Origin of the sequence: Agrobacterium sp. 719_389, assembly GCF_900188475.1 — a bacterium.
GTDB classification, from domain to species: domain Bacteria; phylum Pseudomonadota; class Alphaproteobacteria; order Rhizobiales; family Rhizobiaceae; genus Agrobacterium; species Agrobacterium radiobacter.
On the sequence record NZ_FYEM01000016.1, the window covers coordinates 45,995 to 69,711 of the forward strand.

Genomic DNA, 23,717 nt, shown 5'->3' on the forward strand with positions numbered 1-23,717 from the left:
ATGAGAAATTTAAAATATTGATTTATTTTTATAAAACGCGAATTTTTGAAACTTTTAATCTCATCCTTTGGTCAAGAATATGGGTCGAGACACCTTCCTTTAGAGAGAAAAAGATAGCTATTGACAGAATATGAGAAGTAGCCGTTTATAAATGCAAGTCTGCGGTCGCAATCGAAGCGCTGGCAGCCGAACTCCAACATTCATTGAGGGCTACGATGGTCACGAGACTCGACAGAAAACTGGCGAATATTCGCGCAGGGCGTTACAAACCGACTGATTTTATCATTGCCGATGCGAAGGACAGCGATGTCGGCGCGGGTGTCTCCGCCACCGGTTTCGATTATTCCGTCAAGCCGCCCCGCCGTCGCACCCGCCAGGAATTCATCACCCAGATCGAGGAGATCATCGACCAGGATGTGGTCGACATCATGCTGGTGTCGCAGTCCAATCTCGATCTGCTGGACGAGCGCGGCGCGTTTTCCGGCAGCGAGGTGAAGCCGGCCATTCGCGGCAATCTCGAAAGCATGTGCTGGGGTGGCGTGCGACATGGCACCTATACACAGTCGCCATCCGTGCCGTTCCGCGATACGGGCCTTGCCCGCGCCATCGCCAACTATCCGACCTCGGGCACCGATCTCTGCCTTTATTCGGTGTGCTTCACCAACGATCTCGACCGCGACATATGTACGCTGAAAGCTTTCGCCGAGTTCCGCGCCGAAGCGTCGAGACACAATTTCAAATATTTCTACGAGGTCTTCAATCCGAACGTCGATATCGGCCTGACGCGCGAGCAGACCGGCGAGTTTGTCAATGACCACATCATCAAGTCACTGGCGAGCGTGCCGCGTGCCGAGCGACCGCTGTTTCTCAAGATGCCCTATAACGGGCCGAAGGCGCTGGAGGAACTCGCCTCGTTCGATTCCGAGCTGATCGTCGGCGTTCTTGGTGGCGGAGCGGGCACCACCCGCGATACGTTTGAGCTGGTGGCGCAGTCGGAGCGTTACGGCGCGCGGCTCGCGCTGTTCGGGCGCAAGATCAATCTGGCTGAAGCTCCGCTCAATCTGATCGTGCTGATGCGCGCGGTTGCCGACGGCGCCCTGAAGCCGGAAGAGGCGGTTCGCGCCTATCATGGCGAGCTGCAGACACTGGGGCTTTCCCCGGTACGCCCGCTCGCTGACGACCGCGTCATTACCGAGGATGTGCTGAAAGCGGCGGCGGCCAAGGCAGCCTGATAGCTGCCGGCATTTCGAGTGAACGCGGCTCTGGGGAGGGCCGCGACAAAATAGGGCGGCGGGTCCGCCGGCATCTTTAAACAATGCGTCTTTAAACAATAAAGGGAGGAATATGATGAGGAAGACGTTGTTTCTTGCAACGACAGTTCTGACTGCCGTTCTGTCCGCTGCTGTCGCGAGCGCCGCGCAGAAAGAAGTGACCGTATGGTCATGGTTCGTGCAAAGCACCATGAAGAAGTCGATCGCGGCCTTCGAGAAGGCCCATCCCGACGTGAAGGTGAACTACACCTATTACAATTATTCTCCGGAATATATCACGGCGCTGAAGGCGGCGGCGGCATCCGGGAGCTTGCCTGACATCATCGGCCTGCAGCCGGGGTCCCTCACACAGCAATATCGCGATAATCTGGAGCCCGTAAACGACCGCGCCGCCAAACAATGGGGTGCAACGTGGGAGGAGAAGATTTTCCCCGTCAACCGCAAACAGATGTTGATGGGCAACCCCGCCGGCGACAAGAATTTCTACATCATTCCCCAGGAATCGCAGGTTCTGTGCATCTGGTACAACCGTAAGCTCTTCGAAAAACACAATATCGCTGTGCCGAAGACCTATGCGGAACTGAAGGCTGCCGCCAAGGCGCTAAGCGATAACGGCCTCATCCCGATGTTTCAGGGGGCTGCGGACGGCTGGCAGAACGAAAACGTCTTCCTGATGCTCGCCAACCAGTTTTCCCCTGGCATCGTCGACAAGGCGCAGGCGGGTGAAACGCCGTGGACCGCGCCGGAGCTGGTGGCCGCCATGAAGGCGTGGAAGGGCCTCTTCGATGACGGCATCTTCCAGCAGGGTGCGCTTGGCGCGCATGCCTATCCGACCGGCGCGCAGCTCTTCGCACAGGGCAAGGTGGGCATGATGGCGCTTGGCTCCTGGTGGATGCAGGAAAGCAAGTTCCCGCCGCCGCTCTCCGACTATGTACAGAACATGGACGGGTTCGACTTTTTCTACATGCCACCCGTCAAGGAGGGCAACAAGGCAAGCCCACCTGTCGGCGGCATCGACATCGGTTACGGCCTGACGAAAAATGGCGGCAAGAATGACGCCGCATGGACCTTCCTTGCCGAACTGACCAACGGTGTCGGTCTGCAGGAGGCGCTGAACGACCTGAACGATCTGCCCGCCTTCGAAGGCCATATGCCGAAGGGCGATATTACCGACCACGTCAGGCAATTGTCGGTGCGGTTTATGGCAGATCTGCCCAAGGCTGAAAACCAACGCTTTTCTTCGCCGGCCGTGGCTGAGGCGCTGGACAACGCCCTGGCGGGCGTCGCCGCCGGCAGCATCGAAGCCGAGGCCGCGCTGGCCAAGGTGGACGAGGCGACCAAGAAAGCGCTCGCGTCAAAGTGACAGGCGGCCTCAAGATGCCGGGCGTTGCCAAATGCGCCCGGCGGGTTGAAGCGCATCGACCGCGACAAGACCTCCCGGGTGCGCTTCAACACCTTTCGATGCCGTTTCGTTTGATGGCGGCGTGATTATCAATCGGTGAGAACCCATGCGTGCAGAAGTTTTAAGGGCCGGCGCTACGCCTGTTATCATTGAACGCAGCAGAGTTTCGAGGACGTCCATGCTTTATGTCTTCGCCCTTCCTGCCGTTCTGCTGTTCGTCGTTTTCATTGCCTATCCAATCCTTTGGGTGACGGGACAGAGCTTCTATGCGGCTTCCGGCGAGGCGCGCAGCTTTGCGGGATTTTCGAATTACGCCACGGTTCTTGGTGACCCCACCTTCTGGACCGTCGTGCGCAACATGGCGCTCTGGGGTGTCATCACCATTCCGGTCCAGATGCTGGTGGGCGGGGTGCTCGCCTGGTTCATCGAACGGCACACGGACCGGCTGCGCGGTTTCTTTCGCACCATGTTCTTCCTGCCCGTCGTCACCTCCGTTTCGGTGGTCAGCCTTGTCTGGGTGCAGATTTACGCGCCCTATTACGGCATCGCGCAGGAATATCTGAAATATGCCGGTATCGTCATGTCGACCTCGCCGATCGGCGATCCCAAAACGGCGATCTATGCCCTCATCGTCGTCAATATTTGGCAATGGACCGGGTTTTCCATGCTGATGTATATTGCCGGCATCGCCAACTTGCCGTCTGAAGTGCTGGATGCGGCGCGCATCGATGGCGCGAAGGGTTTGAAACTTGCCGCCCATGTCGTGGTTCCCATGCTGGCGCCCGCCACGAAATCGTTGCTGCTTCTCGGCGTCATCGGCACGCTTCAGACCTTTCCCATCGTGCATCTGATGACCGGCGGCGGCCCGAACCGGGCAAGCGAGGTTTTCGGCACCTTCATCTTCAAGCAGAGCTTTGTGCTGGGCGATACCGGCAGCGGGGCGGCGCTTTCCGTGATTGTTCTTGTCGTGGCGCTTGGCCTTTCGCTGCTGCAGATCGCGGCGCTGGGCGCGCGGCTGACGCCTGCCGGAAAGGATCGGTCATGACGGCTTTTGCCCGCAACCGCGCACGCGGCCTTCTCATTCATGCGGTGCTGTTCATCGTGCTCGGCATCTGGATGGTCCCGCAGGTCTATATGCTGTCCGTTGGTCTGAGAACGCCGGCGCAGGCTTTCGACGCCGCGCTCTTCACATGGCCGGTGACCTTCGACAATTTCATCACGGTCATCCGCGACAATCCGCTCGGCGGCATCTTCCTGAACAGCCTGATCGTCACCGTCGCGACGGTGGCGATCGTGGTCGCCGTATCCTCGCTTTTTGCCTTCTCCATCGCCATACTTCGGCTCAAAGGCACGCTGTTCCTCTACACCACGCTTCTGACCACGCTGATGGTGCCGCTTGCCTCGATGGTGTTGCCGCTTGCCATTCTCCTGAAGAATTTCGGCTGGGTGAACACCTATATCGGCCTCATATTGCCCTATGCCGCCCTTGGCGTGCCCTTTGCCATGGTCATTCTGAAATCCTTCATGGAAGACGCCCCGCGTGAACTGTTCGAGGCGGCCAAGGTGGATGGCTGCAACGCCTGGCAGACCTACTGGCATGTGGCGCTGCCGCTGGTGCGCCCGGCGCTGGTCTTTGTCACCATCTGGCAGTTCATCGTCACCTGGAACGAATTTTTCCTGGCGCTGATCGTGCTGACGAAAAGTGAGATGAAGACGCTCACCATCGTGCCGATGCAATATTCCGGCCTCTACATGGCCAATCCCGGCGCGCTGTTTGCGGTGCTGACCCTGATCGCACTTCCCCTCATTCTTCTTTATGTGCTGGTGCAGCGCGCCTTCGTGCGCGGCCTGACTGCCGGCGCGGTGAAAGGCTAGAGCCATGGCGATGCTTTCGATCGACAAAATCACAAAGGCCTTCGGCAGCCTGACGGTCATTCCCGAATTGTCGCTAACTATAGAGGATGGCGAATTCTGCGTGCTGGTCGGCCCGTCGGGCTGCGGAAAATCCACGCTGCTGCGCATCATCGCCGGGCTGGAGCCGATCAGTTCGGGCCGCGTGCTGGTGGATGGCGCGGATATGAGTGATGCCGAGCCGCCCGAACGCGGCGTCGCCATGGTTTTCCAGTCCTATGCGCTTTATCCTCATATGAATGTTGCCCGCAATATCGGGTTCGGGCTGGAAATCGCCCGGACGCCAGCGGCTGAAATCGGCGAGCGGGTGGGCCGGGCGGCCGGCAAACTCAAGCTTTCGAGCTATCTGAAACGCAAGCCGCGCGAATTGTCCGGCGGTCAGCGTCAGCGTGTCGCCATCGGCCGTGCGATGACGCGCAAGCCGAAGCTGTTCCTGCTCGATGAACCGCTTTCCAACCTCGATGCGGCTCTGCGCGTCGGCATGCGGGTGGAAATCGCGCGGCTGAAGGCGGAACTTGGCTGCACGATGATCTATGTCACGCACGACCAGGTGGAAGCGATGACGCTTGCCGACAAGATCGTCGTCATGAATGGCGGCCGTATCGAGCAGATCGGCTCACCGCTTGCGCTCTACCAGCGTCCCGCCAATCTTTTCGTCGCGGGTTTCATCGGTTCGCCCGCCATGAACCTTCTGAAAGCGCGCGTTGTCGCCGTCGCAGAAGGCATCGCCACCGTGTCTCTCGCCGCCGGTCCCTCCCTCGATATTGCGGTTTCAAGGCCGTTTGAACCTGGCGACACCGTGACCCTCGGCATCCGTCCCGAACATATTGCAATCGGCGACGGGCAGGGCGGACAGTCCTATTCGATGAAAGCGACGATGGTCGAACTGCTCGGCAGCGATACTTTCATCCATGTCCGCGAGGGCGAGGAAACGATCACCATAAGAGACAGTCTTGGCCGCATGGCGCGAGCAGGCGACCGGATTACCGTGTCGTTCCCGGCCGCCGCCTGCCATCTGTTCGATGCGAACGGGCAGAGAGTGTCGCGGGATATGAAGACCCCTCAGGAGACTGGACCGGGGCGGATCAATTGAAACGTTGTGAAGGGCGCGGAATGTGCGGCGCCATGAGGGAGGAAGACGGGAAATGACGGATTTTCAGGGCAGAACGATCCTTGTGACGGGCGGCAGCGGCGGTATTGGCGGGGAAACGGTTCGCCATCTTGTCCGCACCAATGCCGATGTCATCGCGGCAGGGCGTTCGCAGGAGGCGCTCGAGGCCATCGCGAAGGAAACCGGTTGCCGCACAGTGGCGTTCGATCTCGCCCGCGACGAGGAAATCCGCGCCGCGCTGGAGGGGCTGGATCTGTGGGGCGTCGTCAATTGTGGCGGTTTCGGCGGCGAGATCGCCACGCCGATGGACACGGATATCGCCATTTTCGACAAGGTCATCACCATTAATGCGCGTGGTGCGCTGCTGGTGACGAAGTATGCCAGCCAGTCCATGGTGAGGCTCGGCAAGGGCGGCGCCATCGTCAACGTGTCCAGCCAGGCAGCCCTTGTGGCGTTGCCGGGCCACATTTCCTACGGCTCGTCCAAAGCAGCTCTTGACAACATTACCCGCTGCTCGGCGCTGGAGCTCGGCCGCTATAATATCCGCGTCAACAGCGTCAATCCAACCGTCGTCATGACGCCGATCTCGTCTGGCCACTGGAGCCAGCCGCATGTGGCCGAGCCTTTCCTTAAGCAGATGCCGCTTGGCCGGTGGGCCAGCGAAGCGGAAATCGCCGCCCCCATCGTCTTTTTGCTCAGCGACGCAGCCTCAATGATTACTGGCGTTTCGCTGCCTGTCGACGGTGGGTTCACCTGCCGCTGATCGCCATCAATGTTCGGTGTCGCGTTACTGGGGAGCGCGCAGATGGAGTGACGCACCACGCTGAGGGAGATAGATAAAAAGCCATTCATGAAGAGCGCTACGTTCATTCTCAGAGAGGAAGCCCGAAAAGGTAACGCGATCTACTCGGCGACCAAAGCAGCGCTTCATTCCTTTGCTCTGTCGCAGCAGTTTTCAACTGCGCAACACCAGCGTTCGGGTGCAGGAAATCGCACCGCCGTGGGTGGACACCGATCTGATCTACAAAAGCGGTGACCCACGCGCCGTGCCACTTCCCGATTTTATCGAGCAAACCCTCGTCGCGCTCGCCACAGACGACCCCGAAGTAATCGTCGATGCCATCTATATGACAATCGAGGAGCGAAGGAGCACGGCCTCTTCGAAGCATTCAATCGACGGATCATCGATAACCCGATTCCGGTCGGAGCTTGAAGAAATGGCGGATGTCGCTCCACCCAAGCGACATCCGCCACAACTTGGAATCTCGGCTTCCGCTGCTGGATTCGTTCCAGGTTCCTTTGACTACAGACCCAAGCCGAGCTGCGATTGTTCCTCGCCTTCGGCTTCCTTTTCATTGGTGAGCGACGACAGTGTTACACCAAGGAGCCGGACCGGGCGCTTGAACGGATAGACACCAGCCAGCAAGGCGTTGGCCGCATCGAAAATGTCTTTGATGCCCGAATAGGGGAGAGCAGACGTCCTGCTCCGCGTTGCCTGGGTGAAGTCGGAGTATTTGATTTTCACGGTCACCGTCTTGCCGCTGAAGCCCTTGGCCTCGCAGTAGGCCCAGACCTTTTCGGCAAGCGGCCGGAGCTCGCTGGTTGCGAGATCAAGATCGCTGATGTCGGCGGTAAATGTATCTTCAGCACCGACCGACTTACGCACCCGGTCCGGCCGAACCCGCCTGTCATCGATGCCCCGGGCAATACCATAGAAGTACGGGCCCGATTTCCCAAAATGCTCCACCAGAAACTGCAGGGACTTTGCCTTCAAATCCTTGCCAGTCTCGATACCAAGCCGTTGCATCTTTTCCGCCGTAGCCGGGCCGACGCCATGGAATTTCTTGACGGCGAGCTGCTCGACGAACGCCGGACCGTTCTTTGGCGTGATGACTGCCTGGCCGTTTGGCTTGTTCAAATCCGACGCCATCTTGGCGAGGAATTTGTTATAGGAAATACCAGCCGAAGCGTTCAGCCCCGTGACCGCCTTGATCCTGGCGCGGATTTCCAGCGCGATGTCAGTGGCAATCGGCATGTCTTTGAGATTTTCGGTCACGTCGAGATAGGCCTCGTCGAGCGACAAGGGTTCGACGATCGGCGTGTACTCTGCAAAAATCTCACGGATCTGCTGCGAGACGGCGCGATAGACTTCAAACCTGGGCTTAACGAAGATCAGATCCGGACATTTTCGAGCCGCCGTGACCGACGGCATGGCCGAGCGCACGCCGAACTCCCGCGCCTCGTAGCTTGCTGCTGCAACGACGCCGCGGGCAGCCGCTCCGCCAACAGCCAGGGGTTTGCCACGAAGCTCCGGATTGTCGCGCTGCTCGACCGACGCGTAGAAGGCATCCATATCCACATGGATGATTTTCCTGACGGTTGAGACGGTGGTGAGATCCATGGCGCTTGCGTGTCACTGGTGGAAACGAAACGGGAACATATCAGTTTTTGGAGCTGCATCCAAGTGCTAGCCGTGTTTGGGACCTCCAAAGCGAAACTACCCGCTTCTTCAGGCGTTTGATCATGTACTCAAGCGAACTGAAGGCTGACCGATGGCCGACGACAGGGCTACGATCACGGCAGTTTTCTAAACGCGACAGGCGGCCGACCTTGTAGTGGAGCGTCTTGTCCAACGGCACGGCATTGCGCGACCGGACATCTTTATCCAGTCGGCGTCGGCGAAGAACACGCGCCACGCGACTCTGTGCGGCTATCGTATGGAACTTGCGAGAGATGATGATTGCAAAATGCGTTGGCTGAAAGTGGCGGCTACGTTCTCTTGGCGCCGGCTGAAAGCACATCTTTTTACACGACGATCATTCCTGGAATTAGCCTCGTGGAAGCTATTCCGGCGGAGTTGGGAGCACTCGATCCTGAGATGAGCGCACGCTCCATCGCAAGCTTCGAAAAGCAGTGGCGAGATCAGGATTTGCTGTTCACGAAAATCGCGCCGATGGCCGGAAAACCATTTGATACTCTTTGAGGTCTGGGAAGACTCCATGTTGCGAATTGTTGCACCATCATGGAAACCGCGTTGCCGATTTTCAATTTGTGGAAACACAAATAGTGACGCCTTCCCCACGCGGATCGTGGGATCCAATAATCCTTCCTTCATCTTGGATGCAGATGACACCGGCTTGGCCGAAAATCGGCGAAAGTGCCGGCAGCGACAAGATGTCATGCCCGAGCGCAGCGAGTTCCCGGATGATGTTTCCGCCAAGCGACTGCTCGACCTTCAGGCTGTTGTGGACGTCGGAAAAGGTGCGCCCAAGCAGAAAACGAGGCTGGGCCAGAGCCTGTGTGGGCGTCATGCCGTAGTCGAGCAGGCCGGTGAGCAGCAGCGACAATGTCTGCGGTTGGCCATCGGCCCCTTGAGTTCCGTAAAGCATATGGGGCGCTCCATCCTTGAATGCGATGCCGGGGTTAAGGGTGTAGAACGGGCGCTTTCCTGGCCGGATGGCGTTCGGATGGCGGGGCGCAACTGAAAACGCCGCACCACGGTTCTGCCAGATGATTCCGCTATCGCCTACGACCACGCCGCTGCCCCAGTCGAAATAGGTACTCTGAAGCACGCTTGCACAGCGTCCTTGCTCGTCGGTTGCCGCAAAGAACACCGTGTCGCCATGCTGGTAAGGATGCGGCCACTCGAGGGCCTGCTGGCGGTCTATGGTCCAGGCTTTCTCCTCAAGCCGCATCGGGTCAAGAAGGCCGGGGGTATTGTCGTTAACGAAATCCGGATCGGCGATGTGTTCGCGATCGAGGAACGCCTGTTTCACGGCTTCAACCAAGAGATGGTATCGCGCTGCGCTTGACGACGGTAGCGCCGCCAGATCCAGCCGGGACAGAATGCCAAGGATTGCGAGTGTGGAAACCCCCTGCGTCGGCGGGGGCGGCGCGAGCAGTGTTACGCCGCGATAGTCCTGCGACACGGGTTCGGCATCGCGGGTGCGGGTAAGCCGCAAGTCGGTGGCAGTGATCGGCGACCCTAGCGAAGCCATAGCCTCTCCGAAGCGTGCCGCCAACTCTCCCTCATAGAAGGAACGGTGCCCATGCTCGGCGACATGGCGAAGCGTCCGAGCGAGTGAACTTTGCGTGAAAATACCCCTGCTCCCGGGATGATCAAATGCGGCCGCGAAACCCGGCCAGCCGGCTATCTCGGCGCGTCTGAATTCGAGCCAGAAATCTTGCGAGTGACTCGGCCGGTAGCCGTTTTCCGCAAAAGCGATAGCCGGCGTCAGGAGATCTGAAAGCTGTTCGCGCCCTTGCCAATGCTGCTGCCCAAATGTCAGGGCATGCCCCCAGCTATCCACCGCGCAGGCGGTTGTGATCATGGAAGCGGAGCCACGCAACGGGATCGGCGTATGATAATCAGGAAGGACAGCCGCGGCCTGACCTATCCCGAGAAACGACCGGCGGAGGCCTTGTCTGTCTGCAACCAGCCATACAGCATCGCCGCCCAGACCGCAAAAATGCGGCATCACCACCGCAAGTGTCGCGGCGATCGCAACGGCGGCCTCGATGGCGTTGCCGCCGCGCCTCAGCACCGCTGCGCCGGCTTCGCTTGCCAGGGGATGCGGGCTGGTGACCATTCCCGGCCGGGCTGCTAGCGGCACATTTAGCGACATGAAATTTCCTCTCTTCATAGCCTGGCCGGACATTTCCGGCCAGGGAGGCGTGTTTCCGTCAATCAGTCAACCTTGTAGACGAGCTTGCGCTCGGCCAACGACGGCAGGAACTGACGCGAGAAGACATTTTCCGGCTTCGGCTTCGACGGTAGCTGGTAGCCTTCGGTAACGATATCGATCGAGCGGGCCAGGCGGGCGTCATCGACATCGCCGAGACCGAGCCTGTCGACTTCAGGCGAGATGATCAGGTTCTCGTAGGAGAATTTCATGCGCGCCAATTCGAGCTCTTCCTTGGCGAGATTGTCATAGGCCATGATGGCCTCGATGCCTGCCCTGGAATTGCCGGCGATTTCCCTGGTGGCCCTATTGACCGCGCGCACCAGTCCTTCCACGGCCTTCGGGTTTTCCTTGACGAGTTTCTGCGACACCATCATGCCGTTGGCATAGAGATCCAGGCCATAATCGCCGAAGGATAGCCAGTTATAGTCCTTTGCCGGGTCCTGGCGGTTGTTGATGAGGTTGAACCAGCTGGTGATATTGAAGACGAGCGCGCCGTCGATATCGCCCTTGATCAGCATCGGCTCCTGCAGGTTGGGGCCCATGTTCTCGATTGCGACCTTGGTCATGTCGACCTTGTTGATCGAACCGAGCACGTTGACGAGGCGGGTGGTGGGCGTGCCCTGTGCGCCGCCGAGCTTCTTGCCTTCCAGATCGGCCGGCTTGGTGATGTTGCTTTCCTTCTTGCTGACGATGGCGAAGGGCGGCTTGCTCCAGAGCTGGTAGACCATGACCGGCACTTCGTTCGGTCGGGTGGCGGCATTCTGGATGATGGCATTGATATCGCCGAAACCGGCATCGTAGACGCCCGACATGATGCGGGTGACCGTGGCGGCCGAACCCTCGCCCTGGTCGATCGTGACATTGAGGCCTTCTTCCTTGAAGTAGCCCTTCTGCATGGCGAGCAGGAAGGGGGCGTCCGAGCCTTGCGTCTTCCAGCCGAGAGTGAACTTGATATCCGTGTCAGCCTGGGCGACACCGCCGAGGCAAAGGCCAAGCGCAAGAGTCGAGATCAGTTTCTTCAGCATGTCTGGCTCCATTTGTTTTGAGTAGATATTCAGGCGGCAGTGAAATCCTGGCCGCGGACGGCCCAGCCCGTGACGCGCACCTCGATAAGCGAGAAGGCGACGTAGAGAAGCACACCCAGAAGGGCGAGGATGAAGAGGCCGGCAAAGACCAGCGGCACATCGAAATTGGACGAGGCCGACATCATGACATTGCCGATGCCGCGGTTCGAGGCGACGGTTTCCGACAGGACGGAACCGACGAAAGCGAAGGTGACGGCAATCTTCAGCGAGGCGAAAAAGAAGGGCATGGTGCGTGGCAGGCCGACATTCCACAGGATGTCGAGTTTGCTGGCGCCCAGCGATTTCAGGACATCCTCCAGTTCCGGCTCGGTTGTCGCAAGGCCGGTGGCGATGTTGACGACGATCGGGAAGAAGCACATGGCGAGCGCGGTCAGGATTGCAGGCACCGAGCCGGAGCCGAACCACAGAACGAAGATCGGCACGACCGCGACCTTGGGGATCGACGAGAAGCCGATCAGCAGCGGATAGGCCGTATCATAGGCCGTGCGCGACACGCCGATCGCAGCACCGATGACGACGCCGACGGCTACGCCGAGGACAAAGCCGACCATCGTCGTCCAGAGCGTCTGGATGATATGCGGCATGAGGATGGGCAAGCGGTCGATGAGCGTATCGAAGACCTGACTCGGACGAGGCAGGACGAGATCGGACACCTGCAGTACCAGGCATAGGATTTCCCACAGGCCAAAGAAGGCGACGATGAGGGCGGCTGCCCAGAAGCGGCGGCGCAATGCATAGCTCATGGATCAGGCTCCCTGGATTGCGGTGTCGGAGCGGGCATTGATGATGAGTTCACGCAGGCGCTGGTTGAGCGCGACGAAATCGTGCTCGAACGTCATCTCAATGGTGCGGGGGCGGTGGAAATCGACCGTGCTGTCATCAATGATGCGACCGGGCCTTGCGCTCATGACGCAGATACGTGAAGCGAGGAAGCCCGCTTCCTTCAGGTCATGAGTGATGAGCAGGACGGTCGGCTTGCGCTTCATCCAGAGCGACTGCATCGTGCCCCATAGTTCTTCGCGGGTAAATTGATCGAGCGCGCCAAAAGGTTCGTCGAGCAGGAGCAGGTTCGGCTCGTGGACGAGCGCGCGGCAGAGATTGGCGCGCTGGAGCATGCCGCCGGAAAGCTGCCACGGGTAGTGGTTGGCAAATTTGTCGAGTCCGACATCGGCAAGCAGCGCACGCACCCGATCGCGGAAGTCACCGTTCTTCTTCGCCCGGTATTCGGAACGGAACGGCTTTACGATCTTGAGCGGCAACATGACATTGCGCTCGATCGTCAGCCAAGGGAGCATGGTAGGGTTCTGGAAGGCCATGCCGATGCGCAGCGCCTTGGCGTCGACTTCGCGGCCGCCGACGATGACCGCGCCCCTGGTCGGCTGCAGCAGGCCGGCGGCGAGCCGCATGATCGTCGACTTGCCACAGCCGGACGGGCCGACGAGTGCCACGAATTCCCCATCGGCAATGCGCAGACTGGTCTCCTGCAGCGCAACGACGGCTTTTTCCTGCCGGCCGAAGCAGACGGCTGCCTGGGAGAGCTCCACGGCGGGAGGGGCGTATGTCGTCGGTTGAGGAACAGTCAGCATCAGATCACCATTGAAAGCGTTTCCGAAAAGTGCATGCAATGAGCGTGCCAGTTTCTATAAGTGCGGAATTGTGGCGTTCCAGGATGGATTCATTATCTGTAAAAGTGAATGCAATAACTGTATGCAATTGTTTTGTGCATTTTCGATTTCATTTGCATTTAAATGCGGCAGCGCGCCGAGTTGATCTTTGCCGTCGCCTCGCTTATCGATTGACCGGAAGAAGAGGGTTGGTGATGGCGGGCAGCAAGGGTTCGGCAAGAAGTGAAGGGGATCGCGTCGCGGCGATCTGTACGGGCTTGCGCCGTGCCATCATCGAGCGGGCGCTGCACCCGGGTGACCGGCTGCCGGAGGATTCGCTCGGTGAGCGGTTCGGTGTCAGTCGCACTATTGCCCGCCATGCGCTCGGCCAGCTTGCGGCGGAAGGTCTTGTCGATCTGCGGCGCAACCGCATCGCTGTGGTCGCCACGCCGTCCTTCGAGGATGCGCGGGATATTTTCGACATCCGTCTTGATCTGGAAAAGCAGGTGGTGAGGCGTCTCGCGGGCAAGCTGACGGATGCGCAGGCGAAGCAACTGAAAGCAATCGTGGAGGCCGAGCACGGCGCGCGGCACGGGCCTGAAGGTGCTTCGATCCGGCTCGCCACCGAGTTTCATGTGCTTCTGGCGCAGATGACCGGCAAGCCGATCCTGATCCGCTATGTCACGGAAATCTGCTATCGCGCAGGCCTGTCGCTTGCCGTCTTCGGACGACCACATTCCTCCGACTGCGCAGTCAGCGAACATCTCGAATTGATCGAGGCGATCCGCACCGGGCCGGCGGAAAAGGCGGAGGCGATGATGGGCGAACATCTGGAGGCGGTTGCCTTGCGGGCATTGCTGCAAAGCTCGGGCGCCAAGCCACGCGACTTGATGGATATCCTGGCGCCCTATGCAGACTGAAAGGGCCTGATGGCCCCTTTAACGGGCATTCAGCGGGCGATGGACGGGTCGAGTATCCATTCGGCGCTGTCGTTCCAGACGTCGGTGTCGATGATCAGGCCGTCGCGTACCGTGAACCGGTCGATATAGCGGTTGTTGTCGAAAGGGGTGCCGTCCGGCCATTCGCCGTGGAGATAGCCTAGGCTGTAGATGATGGTTTCGGTTTCGCCCGGCACGACGTCATAGCGCTCTATGCGTTTTTTCACCCATTTGTAGCGGGAGGCATTGAAGCTGGTCGGGCCGCTTGGCGTGTCAAAAAGCCGGTTGCCGGTGAAGCGGCAGGTGAAGCCGGGAGCGACATAGGTCGCGGCGCGAACCGGATCGGGCGCCATGGAGGCAGCGAGATAGTCCTTCACTGCCTGCAGGTCGCGTTCTGTTGTCTTGTGCATCGATATCTCCAGGACTGTTGCGAATTTTATATCAAAAGTGCATACAGTAAGTGTTACAAAAATTACGCCTCGAGTCGCAATATGTCATTTCAAGAATCCTTCGATCTCGTGCTACGCGATGTGCGCCTGAGGGGGTGTGCCGTGCTGCAGGATATAGGCATTGTGGATGGCCGCATCGCCGCCATTGGCCGGATCGCCGCCGGCGCGGGCCACGAGGATGAGTCGATCGGCGGGCGGCTGGTGCTGCCGGGCTTCGTCGATACCCATGTGCATCTCGACAAGTCCTGTCTGCTCTGCCGTTGCGGCAATGCCGGAGGTGGGCTGAAGGGGGCGATTGCCGCGGTTGCCCATCTGAAGCGGGACTATACGGTCGAGGACGTCTATGCCCGCGGGGCGCGGACGATAGAGATGGCGATTGCCAAAGGTACGATGCATATGCGCACCCATGTTGAGGTCGATCCGCGGGCGGGTCTGCGCAGCTTCGAGGCGATAAAGCGGTTGAGACAGGATTATGCCTTCGCGCTCGATCTTTCCATCTGCGTCTTCCCGCAAGAAGGGCTGACCAACGATCCTGGCACGGAGGACCTGCTGGAGCAGGCGCTTGGGGAGGGCGCGGACCTTCTCGGTGGCTGTCCCTATACCGACAGCGATCCGTCCGGCCAAATGGAGCGGCTTTTCACCATGGCCACGCGGCATGACGTGGATCTGGATTTTCATCTGGATTTCGACCTCGATCCGAGCTGGGGGCATCTGGAGGAGATTTGCGAGCGGACGGAGGGGGCCGATTGGCGGGGCAGGGTGACTGTCGGCCACGCTACCAAGCTTGCGGCGATGGACGAGGCAGCATTCGAACGTCGGGTTTCGCGGTTGCGCCAGGCGGGCGTCGGGGTGACGGCGCTGCCGTCGACCGATCTCTATCTGAACGGCCGGGAAGCCGGCTTTCGCGCCGTTCGAGGTATTGCACCCGTGCATATACTGAGGGATCGGGGCGTCACCGCATCCATCGCCAGCAACAATATTCTCAACCCGTTCACGCCCTTCGGCGACTGTTCGCTGCTGCGCATGGCCAATCTCTACGCCAATGTCATGCATCTCGGGCCGGAGGATTTTGCAGCCTGTCTGGATCTTGTCTCGGAGGATGCAGCCCGGTTGATGCGGATCGAAGGTTACGGGCTGGCTGTCGGGGCGATAGCCGATATCGTCGTCATGGAAGGCGAGGACGAGACCGAGGTCTTCGGCGGGCTGCGCGAACCTGCTATGGGTTTCAAGCGCGGGCGCAAGAGTTTTATAAGGCCGGCCGCGACGTTGCTCCGGCCTTGACAGAAGCATAACGGGGCTCACGCCATTCGCGTACCGCTCAAAAATCCAGACAGTGGTTGCCACATTGGTGTCGATCGAACGCAGGCCACGCACTGGCTCCCCATTACCGTCGAACTCCCGCCGCACTCGATAGCCGTGACGCACGCCAAGAACGGGATGCTGTCGCCCGTCGAGTTCGAGAAGCAGCAGAAAATCTAACCCGAGGGTGTCTACGAAACTCGGGGCTATTCACCCCTTCGTTGGGCGTTTTGCGTTTCTGGACCTCGGAAATTACGATATTCTGCCAAACCGAAATGGCCGGCCAAATCTCCAACCTCTCAATGCCTGAGATCGTGGAAAAGCCAGGCATATGGGTCAAACGGACAGGTCTCTCGAGGCTAAGGACAGTGCCCCGGGTAGAAATCGCCCGGCGATGACCGGGCGCTAATCTATCTTGCGACCCCCGCCGAGAACGCGGATTTGATGAGTGTTTCGGTATATTCCGCCGTCGGCCGGTTGAATATGGCGTCCGTTTCTCCCTCCTCCACAATCCTCCCGTTTCTCATGACAATGACATAGTCCGAAATGGCTTTGACGACAGAAAGGTCGTGGCTGATGAAGATGTAAGAAAGGCCGTGCGTTTTTTGCAAATCCCGTAGCAGGTCGATAACCTGGCCCTGAACGGATCGGTCCAGCGCAGATGTAGGTTCGTCGAGAATGACGACATCAGGCTTGAGGATGATCGCGCGGGCAATTGCGATACGCTGACGTTGTCCGCCTGAAAACTCGTGAGGGTAACGGTTGCGGGCCGCGGGATTGAGACCAACCTCTTTCAGCGCTTCGATTGCGCGTTTGTCACGCTCCGCCCGGCTGAGTTGCTGCTCATGCACGAACAGACCTTCGGTGATTATTTCTCCGACTGTCTGTCTGGGCGAAAGCGAGCCATAGGGATCCTGGAACACCAGCTGCAGATGCCGTCGCAAAGGCCGCATGGCCTTTCGGTCGAGGCCGCTGATTTCCGTCGCGCCGAAGAAAATGCGGCCATTTGCATGGGCAAGACGCAGAAGCGCGCGACCGAGCGTGGACTTGCCTGATCCCGATTCACCGACGATGCCGATGGTCTGTCCCTGGTGAAGGCTGAGATTGACGTCATCGACGGCCCGGAATTTGCTCGGCTTCGAGAGGAAGCCGCCGGGGATTTTATAATCGACCGTCACGTTCCGGCCGGAGAGAACGATCGGCGCCTCTTTACCAACTGCAGGCTTGTGCCCGCTGGGTTCTGCGTCAAGAAGCATCCGGGTGTAGTCCGCCTGCGGGCGATCGAAGATATCCTCCGTCGTGCCGGATTCGACAATCTCCCCACGACGCATGACGGCGACGCGATCGGCAAAGTGGCGGACAACGCCGAGATCATGCGTGATCAGGACGATGGCCATGCCGAAGCGTTGCTGCAACGACTTCAGAAGGTCGAGGATCTGCGCCTGGATCGTTACGTCGAGCGCCGTGGTCGGTTCATCTGCAATCAGAATGTCCGGTTCGTTCGCGAGAGCCATCGCGATCATGACGCGCTGGCGCTGGCCGCCGGAGAGTTCGTGAGGGTAGCTGTCTATGCGCCGCTCCGGGTCGGGAATTCCCACGAGCTTCAGGAGTTCGAGAACGCGTGCGCGCGCTTGTTTTTTGCTACCCCCCCTGTGGTGGACGATCGGTTCGGCGATTTGCGCGCCGATCCTGTAGAGGGGATCGAGCGAGGTCATCGGCTCCTGGAAAATCATGGTGATTTTCGCGCCCCGGATGTCGTTCAGCTTGCTGACCGGCAGACCGATCAGTTCGCGCCCACGATATTTTGCCGAGCCCTCAATAACGCCGTTGGATGCGAGCAGCCCCATGATGCCCATCATGGTCTGGCTTTTGCCGGAACCGGATTCGCCGACAACGGCGAGCGTTTCCCCCGGTTTGACGTCAAGATCGATGCCTTTGACGGCATTCACCGTGCCATCAGGTGTGGTGAAATCGACCTTGAGATTGCGGACGGTGAGGATGGTTTCAGATGTCTTGGTCATGTCAACGATCCTTGGGATCGAGCGCATCACGCAACCCATCGCCCACGAAATTGAGCGAAAACAGGGTCAGCACGAAGAAGATCGCCGGAAATATCAGGAGCCATGGTGCCGATTGGATGTTGTTTGCACCTTCGGAAATCAGCGCTCCCCAGCTCGTCAAAGGCGCCTGCACGCCAAGACCGAGGAACGAGAGGAAGCTTTCCAGAAGAATGACCTTCGGCACGACAACGGTGACGAAGACGACGACGGGCCCGATCGTATTGGGAATGATGTGGCGGCGGATGATCTGCCAGTCGCTCAAACCCAAGGCTTGGGCAGCACTTACAAATTCCCGTCGTTTCAAGGCGAGCGTCTGGCCGCGCACGATACGCGCCATATCCAGCCATTCCACGGCGCCAATGACAAGGAAGATCAGGATGAAGCTGCGGCCGAAAAAGACCACCAGAACGACCACCAAAAAGACGAAAGGCAGCGAATAGAGGATTTCAACGAAACGCATCATCACATTGTCGACGCGCCCCCCGATATACCCCGCAGTCGCTCCGTAAACGACGCCGATCCCAAGCGAAACGAGACTGGCGAGAACGCCGACGGTGATCGATATCTGCCCACCCAGCATCACGCGGGCCAGCATGTCGCGACCGTTCGAATCCGTACCGAAGAAGAAGTATTCGCGGTTTACGTCGCCTTCCAGCTTCAGCGTCCGGCCCTCGTCTTCGGTGGCGACGACCTTCGTATTTTCAAATTCGTTGGCGCGGTCGAAATAACGTGTCGCGCGCGGGTCGATCGGGCTACTGGAGGTGATGGTTGCCGTGAAGGTCTGCCCCTCCACGGAAAACTCCTTCAGTTCCACGCGCGCCCGGCCGGCGACGCCCTCCATCACACCCTGAAGGTTGTTCACATCCGGGCGTGGCTCGAGGCTCGGCGCCACGGAGACATAGGACGAAAACACCTGATCATAGGTGTGCGTAAGGAAATTCGGACCGATGAACGAGAAAAGCGTAATCAGCACGAGCATGATGGAGCCAGCCATGGCCGCCTTGTTTCGTTTGAAACGCAGGGCTGCCAGCTGGAACAGGCTTCGGCTTTTTACCAACGGTTGAGGGGCAATATTGCCGGAGATATCAGTCATGTCTGACCCTCGGATCGAGCAGGCCGTAGAGAATGTCGACCACGAGATTGAACACGATGACAAAAATGGCGACGAGAACGACGGTTCCCATGACCAGCGTATAGTCACGATTGATGGCGCCAAGAACGAAGTAACGGCCGACGCCGGGGATTGTGAAGATCGTCTCGACGACCGCCGAACCCGTGAGCAGGGCTGCGGCACAGGGCGCGAGATAAGAAACGACCGGCAGCATCGCCGCGCGCATGGCGTGGAACACCACCACGCTGCGCGCTGGAAGACCATAAGCCTTGGCGGTGCGGATATGGTCCATCCGCAGAGCCTCGATCATGGCACCGCGCGTCAGACGCGCGATAACCGCAAGCTGCGGCAAAGCGAGCGCGATCATCGGAAGAATGAGATAGCGCAGTGATCCGTCACCCCAGCTGCCTGCCGGCAGCAGCCCGAGCATGACGGCGAAGATCAGCGTCAGAACAGGTGCGACAACGAAGTTCGGCACGGTGACGCCAACCGTCGAAATCGACATGATCGAGAAATCGAAGGCGCTGTTCTGCTTGAGCGCGGCGAAAGTGCCGGCAAGAACGCCGCCCACCAGTGCCAACAGAAGAGCATAGCTGCCGAGTTCCAGCGAATAGGGCAGTCCCTTTCCGATCAACTGGGCGACGGTGTTGTCCTTGTAGATGTAGCTCGGACCAAAATCACCGGTGACGGCATTGCCGAGATAGATGAGGTACTGGCGCCACAATGGTTCATCCAGATGATAGGTTCTCATCAGGTTTTCCATTGTCTGCGGCGGCAGGGGGCGTTCAAGATTGAACGGACCACCCGGTGCGAAACGCATCAGGAAAAACGAAATCGTGACGACGATAAACAAGGTCGGCACGGCGCTCGCCAAACGGCGCAGAATAAACGAGATCATGGTTTTTCGGGCTCCGGCATGGCACGGTGGTTTCGGCCACCGTGCCAGTGCTGCTTATTCGGAAACGCTCAGGAAGCGGCTGAGGTGTTCGTTGGCAGCATTGTCTTCCCAACCCTTGACGCGGTTGGAAACCAGCCAGAGGTCTGCCTGCGTCAGAAGCGGAGCAACCGGCTGTTCCTTCATGAGGATCGTTTCTGCCTCATGCAGCAGCTTGGAGCGCGCTGCCGGATCCTTTTCGTCATAGGATTTCTTCATCAACGCATCATATTCGGCGTTGTTGAACTTCGCGTAGTTGAAGGTCTTGTTGGAGGATATGGAAAGCGCGAGGAAGTTTTCCGCATCCGCGTAGTCGGCAACCCAGCCAGCACGCGCGACGTTGAATTTGCCGCCTTCCTGCAGGTAGCCATAGTGCGAGGCGACGTCGAGGTTCACCAGCGACACCTTTGCGCCGAAGGTGTTCTTCCACATATCTGCAATAGCGGTGGCAACGCGCTCATGGTTCGGGTTGGTGTTGTAGCGGATTTCGACGGAAAGCGGCTTGCCGCCCTCACCGTAACCGGCTTCCTTCATGAGTTTGAGGGCTTCGTCTTCGCGATCAAGCTGGGACAGCGTCGCAAAGTCGGCCTTGGCTGGCTCGCCGTAGGAAGCCATACCGGGGGGAACCATCGAGTAGGCCGGAACCTGAGAGCCGCTGTAGATTTCCTTGGCGAGGAAGTCGCGGTCCACCGCCATCGACAGGGCTCGGCGGACCCGGACGTCGTTATAGGGCGCTTCGCGGGTGTCGAAGGTGTAGTAATAGGTCGCAAGCGTCGGCGAAACGTGAACCTGCTCACCATAGGCCTTGCGCAGACGGTCGATCTGATCTGCTGAAAAATTGTAGGCGAGGTCCATTTCCTTGGCTTCGAAACGACGAACGGATGCCGCCTGGTCATCCACCGGGTAGAAGATGACCTTATCGATCTTGGTGTTTGCTGCGTCCCAGAAACTGGTGTTCTTGACGACCGTCAGGCTGTCATTCGGGACATGCGCTTCGAGCTTGTATGCACCGTTCGAGACCATGACACCCGGCTTTACGAAGTTCGTGCCGTTCTTTTCGTAGCTCGCCTTTGAGATGGGCAGAGCCGCCTGATGGGCAAGCAGTTCAACGAAGAAGGGTGTCGGGCGCTCGAGCGTGATCTCAAGGGTCTTGTCATCCACCGCCTTCACGCCGAGCTGCTCAACCGGCGTTTCGCCCTTGTTGATCTTTTCGGCGTTCTTGATCGGGTAGAGAATATTCGCGTATTTTGCCGCGGTCTTCGGGTCTTCGACGCGCTGGTAGGAGAAAACAAAATCTCCAGCCGTTACCGGAGTGCCATCCGACCACTTTGCATCCGCACGCAGTTTGAATGTGTAGACTGTGCCATCTTCAGACAGCGTCCAGCTTTCCGCCGTACCGGGAACGATCTTGCCGGCAGCATCGTAAATGGTGAGACCTTCATAGAGGTCTTTCAGGATAAAGGCTTCGATGTTGATTGAGGTCTGTGCCTGATCGAGCGTCTGTGGTTCCCCAGCATTACCACGGTGCAGAACTGTTTCTGCTAGTGCGGAACTGGCGCCGATCAGAAGCGATCCTGCCAGCAGAGTGATGCGAACTTTTGTTGTTATCGACATTGTTTTCTTTCCCCGTGAATATTTTGAGCCCACAAACAAGGCCAAATTGCTTCAAAGCGCAACCACAATAACGCAACCACAATAAATTGTGAGTTCTGGGGAAACCGCGCGTTTCACTTGGGATGACGTCTCCAGCCTCCCGCGCTTGAACCGACAGTTTCTTGTAGAAAACTTTGGTGGGAACTCATCCGGCGGCAGGCTGTCGCGCAGCGAAAATGCCGGCCTTCGGGGGCCGAACGGTTCGCGCCGCGACCTTGCCGATGCGCTATCCCTTTATCCCGCTCGCCGCGATACTGGAGATGAACAGCCTCTGCAGGCAGAGATAAAAGATCAGCACCGGCAGCGTGATGATGGTGAGATAAGCCATCACCTCACCCCAGGGTGTGTTGAGCTGGAAGAAATATTGCAGCCCCACCATCACCGGCCTGTATGCCTCGGACTGGGTAACGAGAAGCGGCCATAGATATTGCTGGCTGTACATGACGAGAAATTTGAGGATTGCAGCCGTTGCGATGACCGGGCCGCTGAGCGGCATCACCACCTGTGCGTAGATCCGCAGCCAGCCGGCTCCGTCGATGCGCGCCGCCTCCAGCAACTCCTTCGGCAAATCCTTGAAATATTGCACGAAGAGGAAAATCGTCAGCCCGTCCGCTATCCATGGAATGATCTGCACATGCCACGAATTGAGCCATCCCCAGGTAAACCCGTTGCTGCCGATCCATGGCAGATTGTTGACTTCCAGCAGCAGCGGCACGGCAATGGTTTCAAAGGGAATGATGAGGGTGGCGAGAATGACCGAGAAGAGCACATCCTTTCCACGCCAGTTCAAAAAGGTGAAAGCGAAGGCGGCAAGCGAGCCAAGCAGCAGGGCGAGAAAGACGGTGACGCCCGTTACCAGCACCGAGTTGAATATGAAGGTCGCAATCGGCGCCCGGGCAAAAGCCGCGGTGTAGTTTTCGAGCGAAAGGTCTCCCACCGGCAGGAAAGCCCGTATCGAGGTCGCATCACTCAGCAGCTGGTCGTTCGGTTTCAGTGACGAGAAGCCCATGAAGAGCAGGGGCAAAATGAAGATCGCCGCGAAAGCCAGCATGAGCACATAGTTGCCGATGAGAAAAGGAAGGTTTTTGCGTTGTCCGGCCTGCATCATTGCTTCTCCCTAGTCAGGTATCGCTGGGTCAGCGAAATGCACAGGACAAGCAGGAACAGGACGACCGAGATTGCCGAGCCCGCCGCGATATCCTGCTGTCGGTATCCCCTCTCAACCGCCTGATAGACGATGCTTTGCGTCGAATCGCGGGGTCCGCCCTTGGTCATCACATCGATCTGCGCAAAAAGGGCAAAAGCCTGCATGGTAATGACGATGATAATCAGCACGGCCGTGTTGCGCAGCAGCGGCCAGGTTATCATGCTGAATTTCTGCCAGCGGCTCGCGCCTTCGATATCAGCCGCCTCGTAAAGATCCGGAGAGATTGTCTGCAGGCCGGAAAGCCATATGACCATATGGAAACCGACGCCCTGCCAGACTGACATCACCAGAATGGCCCATAGGGCGGTATCGGTTCTGCCCAGCCAGTCGACGGGCTGGAACAGCCCGAAGCTCATGTAACTCAAAAGGCTGTTCAGGAGCCCGTTATCCGCCGCATAGATAAACCGCCAGAGCAGGGCCACCACCACCACCGACAGCACCACAGGCATGAAGTAGATCGCACGGAAAATCGTGACGCCGGGAATTTTCTGGTTCACCAACAGGGCAAGAAACAACGCAAGTGCTGCCTGAACCGGCGCAACGACCGCCACGAAGGAAAGCGTATTGACGAGTGCTGTCAAAAACACAACGTCGCGCGCCAGAATGAAGATCTGGTTCTCGCCCCAGGTGAAGCTCTTATATTCCCGCATCCCTTCCAGATAGGGATAGTCGGGATTGTTGCGGGTGAAATTGCGAATTCGCGGATAGGAGATGGCGCCATCCGCACCCTGCTTGAGGCTCCCATCCGCCTCCCTTTCCGGCTCGAGCGTGAGCACGCCGATACCCAGCAGCCGGGTGTAGTTTTCAACGCCGACAAACTCGGTCGGATTGGGAGATGTCAGCCGCTGGTTGGTTAAGGAAAAACCGAGCCCCAGCAGAAAGGGCGTGATCAGGAACAGCCCGATCAGCACCATGGCCGGTCCAGCCATGAACCAGCCGATGAAACCGTCCCGGGTCAGTTTCCCCTTTGAGGAAAAGAGCGCCATCGATCACATGC

General features: G+C 58.7%; 21 protein-coding genes. 9 read left to right on the forward strand and 12 right to left on the reverse strand.

All coding sequences use genetic code 11. The features are described 5' to 3' along the window. The first annotated feature begins 215 nt into the window (after positions 1-215). The 6 genes from CFB10_RS23225 to CFB10_RS23250 all read left to right on the forward strand — a co-directional run bounded on the left by CFB10_RS23225 (position 216) and on the right by CFB10_RS23250 (position 6,458). Entirely contained in the window at positions 216-1,232 is a 1,017-nt protein-coding gene (locus CFB10_RS23225; RefSeq protein WP_020008981.1) for a hypothetical protein, read from the forward strand. A 115-nt stretch (positions 1,233-1,347) separates the two neighbouring features. Further along, the gene (locus CFB10_RS23230) at positions 1,348-2,634 is read left to right on the forward strand and encodes an ABC transporter substrate-binding protein (protein WP_026363357.1); all 1,287 of its coding nucleotides are present in this window, start codon (positions 1,348-1,350) and stop codon (positions 2,632-2,634) included. 217 nt (positions 2,635-2,851) lie between these two features. Next, the gene (locus CFB10_RS23235; RefSeq protein ID WP_020008983.1) at positions 2,852-3,718 is read left to right on the forward strand and encodes a carbohydrate ABC transporter permease; all 867 of its coding nucleotides are present in this window, start codon (positions 2,852-2,854) and stop codon (positions 3,716-3,718) included. After that, entirely contained in the window at positions 3,715-4,548 is an 834-nt protein-coding gene (locus CFB10_RS23240; RefSeq protein ID WP_020008984.1) for a carbohydrate ABC transporter permease, read from the forward strand. Before CFB10_RS23235 ends, CFB10_RS23240 begins: the two co-directional genes overlap by 4 nt. 4 nt (positions 4,549-4,552) lie before the next feature. Beyond that, on the forward strand, positions 4,553-5,677 hold the full coding sequence (locus tag CFB10_RS23245) for an ABC transporter ATP-binding protein (protein ID WP_026363358.1): 1,125 nt from the start codon (positions 4,553-4,555) through the stop codon (positions 5,675-5,677). 52 nt (positions 5,678-5,729) lie between these two features. Continuing rightward, a complete protein-coding gene (locus CFB10_RS23250; protein WP_020008986.1) occupies positions 5,730-6,458 on the forward strand; it encodes an SDR family oxidoreductase in 729 nt (242 codons plus the stop codon). A gap of 540 nt (positions 6,459-6,998) precedes the next feature. Here CFB10_RS23250 and dinB read toward each other — a convergent pair. Continuing rightward, complete coding sequence (gene dinB / locus CFB10_RS23260; RefSeq protein ID WP_020008988.1) at positions 6,999-8,096, reverse strand: DNA polymerase IV; 1,098 nt, start codon at positions 8,094-8,096, stop codon at positions 6,999-7,001. Positions 8,097-8,435: 339 nt separating this feature from the next. On the opposite strand from dinB, the gene CFB10_RS24125 reads away from it, so the two are divergent. Next, positions 8,436-8,678, forward strand: coding sequence for a hypothetical protein (locus tag CFB10_RS24125; RefSeq protein WP_020008989.1), 243 nt, complete (start codon positions 8,436-8,438; stop codon positions 8,676-8,678). 61 nt (positions 8,679-8,739) lie between these two features. Here the strand turns inward: CFB10_RS24125 and CFB10_RS23270 are convergent, their stop codons facing one another. The 4 genes from CFB10_RS23270 to CFB10_RS23285 form a co-directional block, all read right to left on the reverse strand. Further along, complete coding sequence (locus CFB10_RS23270) at positions 8,740-10,320, reverse strand: gamma-glutamyltransferase family protein (protein WP_081629421.1); 1,581 nt, start codon at positions 10,318-10,320, stop codon at positions 8,740-8,742. Positions 10,321-10,382: 62 nt separating this feature from the next. Continuing rightward, entirely contained in the window at positions 10,383-11,405 is a 1,023-nt protein-coding gene (locus CFB10_RS23275; protein WP_034500890.1) for an ABC transporter substrate-binding protein, read from the reverse strand. A gap of 29 nt (positions 11,406-11,434) precedes the next feature. After that, complete coding sequence (locus CFB10_RS23280) at positions 11,435-12,208, reverse strand: ABC transporter permease (RefSeq protein ID WP_020008992.1); 774 nt, start codon at positions 12,206-12,208, stop codon at positions 11,435-11,437. 3 nt (positions 12,209-12,211) lie between these two features. Continuing rightward, on the reverse strand, positions 12,212-13,051 hold the full coding sequence (locus tag CFB10_RS23285; protein ID WP_026363360.1) for an ABC transporter ATP-binding protein: 840 nt from the start codon (positions 13,049-13,051) through the stop codon (positions 12,212-12,214). A 233-nt stretch (positions 13,052-13,284) separates the two neighbouring features. On the opposite strand from CFB10_RS23285, the gene CFB10_RS23290 reads away from it, so the two are divergent. Continuing rightward, a complete protein-coding gene (locus CFB10_RS23290) occupies positions 13,285-13,989 on the forward strand; it encodes a GntR family transcriptional regulator (protein WP_020008994.1) in 705 nt (234 codons plus the stop codon). Positions 13,990-14,018: 29 nt separating this feature from the next. On the opposite strand, the gene CFB10_RS23295 is transcribed toward CFB10_RS23290, so the two are convergent. Then, the gene (locus CFB10_RS23295) at positions 14,019-14,417 is read right to left on the reverse strand and encodes a hypothetical protein (RefSeq protein WP_020008995.1); all 399 of its coding nucleotides are present in this window, start codon (positions 14,415-14,417) and stop codon (positions 14,019-14,021) included. 81 nt (positions 14,418-14,498) lie between these two features. Between CFB10_RS23295 and CFB10_RS23300 the strand changes: the two genes are divergently transcribed. Continuing rightward, on the forward strand, positions 14,499-15,737 hold the full coding sequence (locus CFB10_RS23300; protein WP_020008996.1) for an amidohydrolase family protein: 1,239 nt from the start codon (positions 14,499-14,501) through the stop codon (positions 15,735-15,737). A gap of 428 nt (positions 15,738-16,165) precedes the next feature. Here CFB10_RS23300 and CFB10_RS23305 read toward each other — a convergent pair whose 3' ends face one another. The 6 genes from CFB10_RS23305 to CFB10_RS23330 form a co-directional block, all read right to left on the reverse strand. Continuing rightward, positions 16,166-17,776 carry an ABC transporter ATP-binding protein gene (locus CFB10_RS23305; RefSeq protein ID WP_026363361.1) on the reverse strand — a complete coding sequence of 537 codons (1,611 nt, stop codon included), beginning with the start codon at positions 17,774-17,776 and terminating at the stop codon, positions 16,166-16,168. A gap of 1 nt (position 17,777) precedes the next feature. Continuing rightward, a complete protein-coding gene (locus CFB10_RS23310; RefSeq protein ID WP_020008998.1) occupies positions 17,778-18,908 on the reverse strand; it encodes an ABC transporter permease in 1,131 nt (376 codons plus the stop codon). Then, complete coding sequence (oppB, locus tag CFB10_RS23315) at positions 18,901-19,824, reverse strand: oligopeptide ABC transporter permease OppB (RefSeq protein ID WP_003510218.1); 924 nt, start codon at positions 19,822-19,824, stop codon at positions 18,901-18,903. Before oppB ends, CFB10_RS23310 begins: the two co-directional genes overlap by 8 nt. 54 nt (positions 19,825-19,878) lie before the next feature. After that, positions 19,879-21,474: a peptide ABC transporter substrate-binding protein gene (locus CFB10_RS23320; RefSeq protein WP_020008999.1), complete on the reverse strand. Its 1,596-nt coding sequence runs from the start codon at positions 21,472-21,474 to the stop codon at positions 19,879-19,881. 265 nt (positions 21,475-21,739) lie between these two features. Beyond that, positions 21,740-22,621 carry a carbohydrate ABC transporter permease gene (locus CFB10_RS23325; protein ID WP_020009000.1) on the reverse strand — a complete coding sequence of 294 codons (882 nt, stop codon included), beginning with the start codon at positions 22,619-22,621 and terminating at the stop codon, positions 21,740-21,742. Beyond that, complete coding sequence (locus CFB10_RS23330) at positions 22,618-23,706, reverse strand: carbohydrate ABC transporter permease (RefSeq protein WP_020009001.1); 1,089 nt, start codon at positions 23,704-23,706, stop codon at positions 22,618-22,620. The genes CFB10_RS23325 and CFB10_RS23330 overlap by 4 nt, the downstream gene beginning before the upstream one ends. Positions 23,707-23,717: the final 11 nt, after the last annotated feature.

Coding starts and splice junctions, on each gene's coding strand:
- CFB10_RS23325 (WP_020009000.1), bottom strand. CDS start 22,621: ATGATGCAGGCCGGACAACGCAAAAACCTTCCTTTTCTCATCGGCAAC.
- CFB10_RS23225 (WP_020008981.1), top strand. CDS start 216: ATGGTCACGAGACTCGACAGAAAACTGGCGAATATTCGCGCAGGGCGT.
- CFB10_RS23330 (WP_020009001.1), bottom strand. CDS start 23,706: ATGGCGCTCTTTTCCTCAAAGGGGAAACTGACCCGGGACGGTTTCATC.
- CFB10_RS23245 (WP_026363358.1), top strand. CDS start 4,553: ATGGCGATGCTTTCGATCGACAAAATCACAAAGGCCTTCGGCAGCCTG.
- CFB10_RS23285 (WP_026363360.1), bottom strand. CDS start 13,051: ATGCTGACTGTTCCTCAACCGACGACATACGCCCCTCCCGCCGTGGAG.
- CFB10_RS23300 (WP_020008996.1), top strand. CDS start 14,499: ATGTCATTTCAAGAATCCTTCGATCTCGTGCTACGCGATGTGCGCCTG.
- CFB10_RS23295 (WP_020008995.1), bottom strand. CDS start 14,417: ATGCACAAGACAACAGAACGCGACCTGCAGGCAGTGAAGGACTATCTC.
- dinB (WP_020008988.1), bottom strand. CDS start 8,096: ATGGATCTCACCACCGTCTCAACCGTCAGGAAAATCATCCATGTGGAT.
- CFB10_RS23280 (WP_020008992.1), bottom strand. CDS start 12,208: ATGAGCTATGCATTGCGCCGCCGCTTCTGGGCAGCCGCCCTCATCGTC.
- CFB10_RS23290 (WP_020008994.1), top strand. CDS start 13,285: ATGGCGGGCAGCAAGGGTTCGGCAAGAAGTGAAGGGGATCGCGTCGCG.
- CFB10_RS23275 (WP_034500890.1), bottom strand. CDS start 11,405: ATGCTGAAGAAACTGATCTCGACTCTTGCGCTTGGCCTTTGCCTCGGC.
- CFB10_RS23235 (WP_020008983.1), top strand. CDS start 2,852: ATGCTTTATGTCTTCGCCCTTCCTGCCGTTCTGCTGTTCGTCGTTTTC.
- CFB10_RS23305 (WP_026363361.1), bottom strand. CDS start 17,776: ATGACCAAGACATCTGAAACCATCCTCACCGTCCGCAATCTCAAGGTC.
- CFB10_RS23320 (WP_020008999.1), bottom strand. CDS start 21,474: ATGTCGATAACAACAAAAGTTCGCATCACTCTGCTGGCAGGATCGCTT.
- CFB10_RS23240 (WP_020008984.1), top strand. CDS start 3,715: ATGACGGCTTTTGCCCGCAACCGCGCACGCGGCCTTCTCATTCATGCG.
- CFB10_RS23310 (WP_020008998.1), bottom strand. CDS start 18,908: ATGACTGATATCTCCGGCAATATTGCCCCTCAACCGTTGGTAAAAAGC.
- CFB10_RS23270 (WP_081629421.1), bottom strand. CDS start 10,320: ATGTCGCTAAATGTGCCGCTAGCAGCCCGGCCGGGAATGGTCACCAGC.
- oppB (WP_003510218.1), bottom strand. CDS start 19,824: ATGATCTCGTTTATTCTGCGCCGTTTGGCGAGCGCCGTGCCGACCTTG.
- CFB10_RS23250 (WP_020008986.1), top strand. CDS start 5,730: ATGACGGATTTTCAGGGCAGAACGATCCTTGTGACGGGCGGCAGCGGC.
- CFB10_RS23230 (WP_026363357.1), top strand. CDS start 1,348: ATGAGGAAGACGTTGTTTCTTGCAACGACAGTTCTGACTGCCGTTCTG.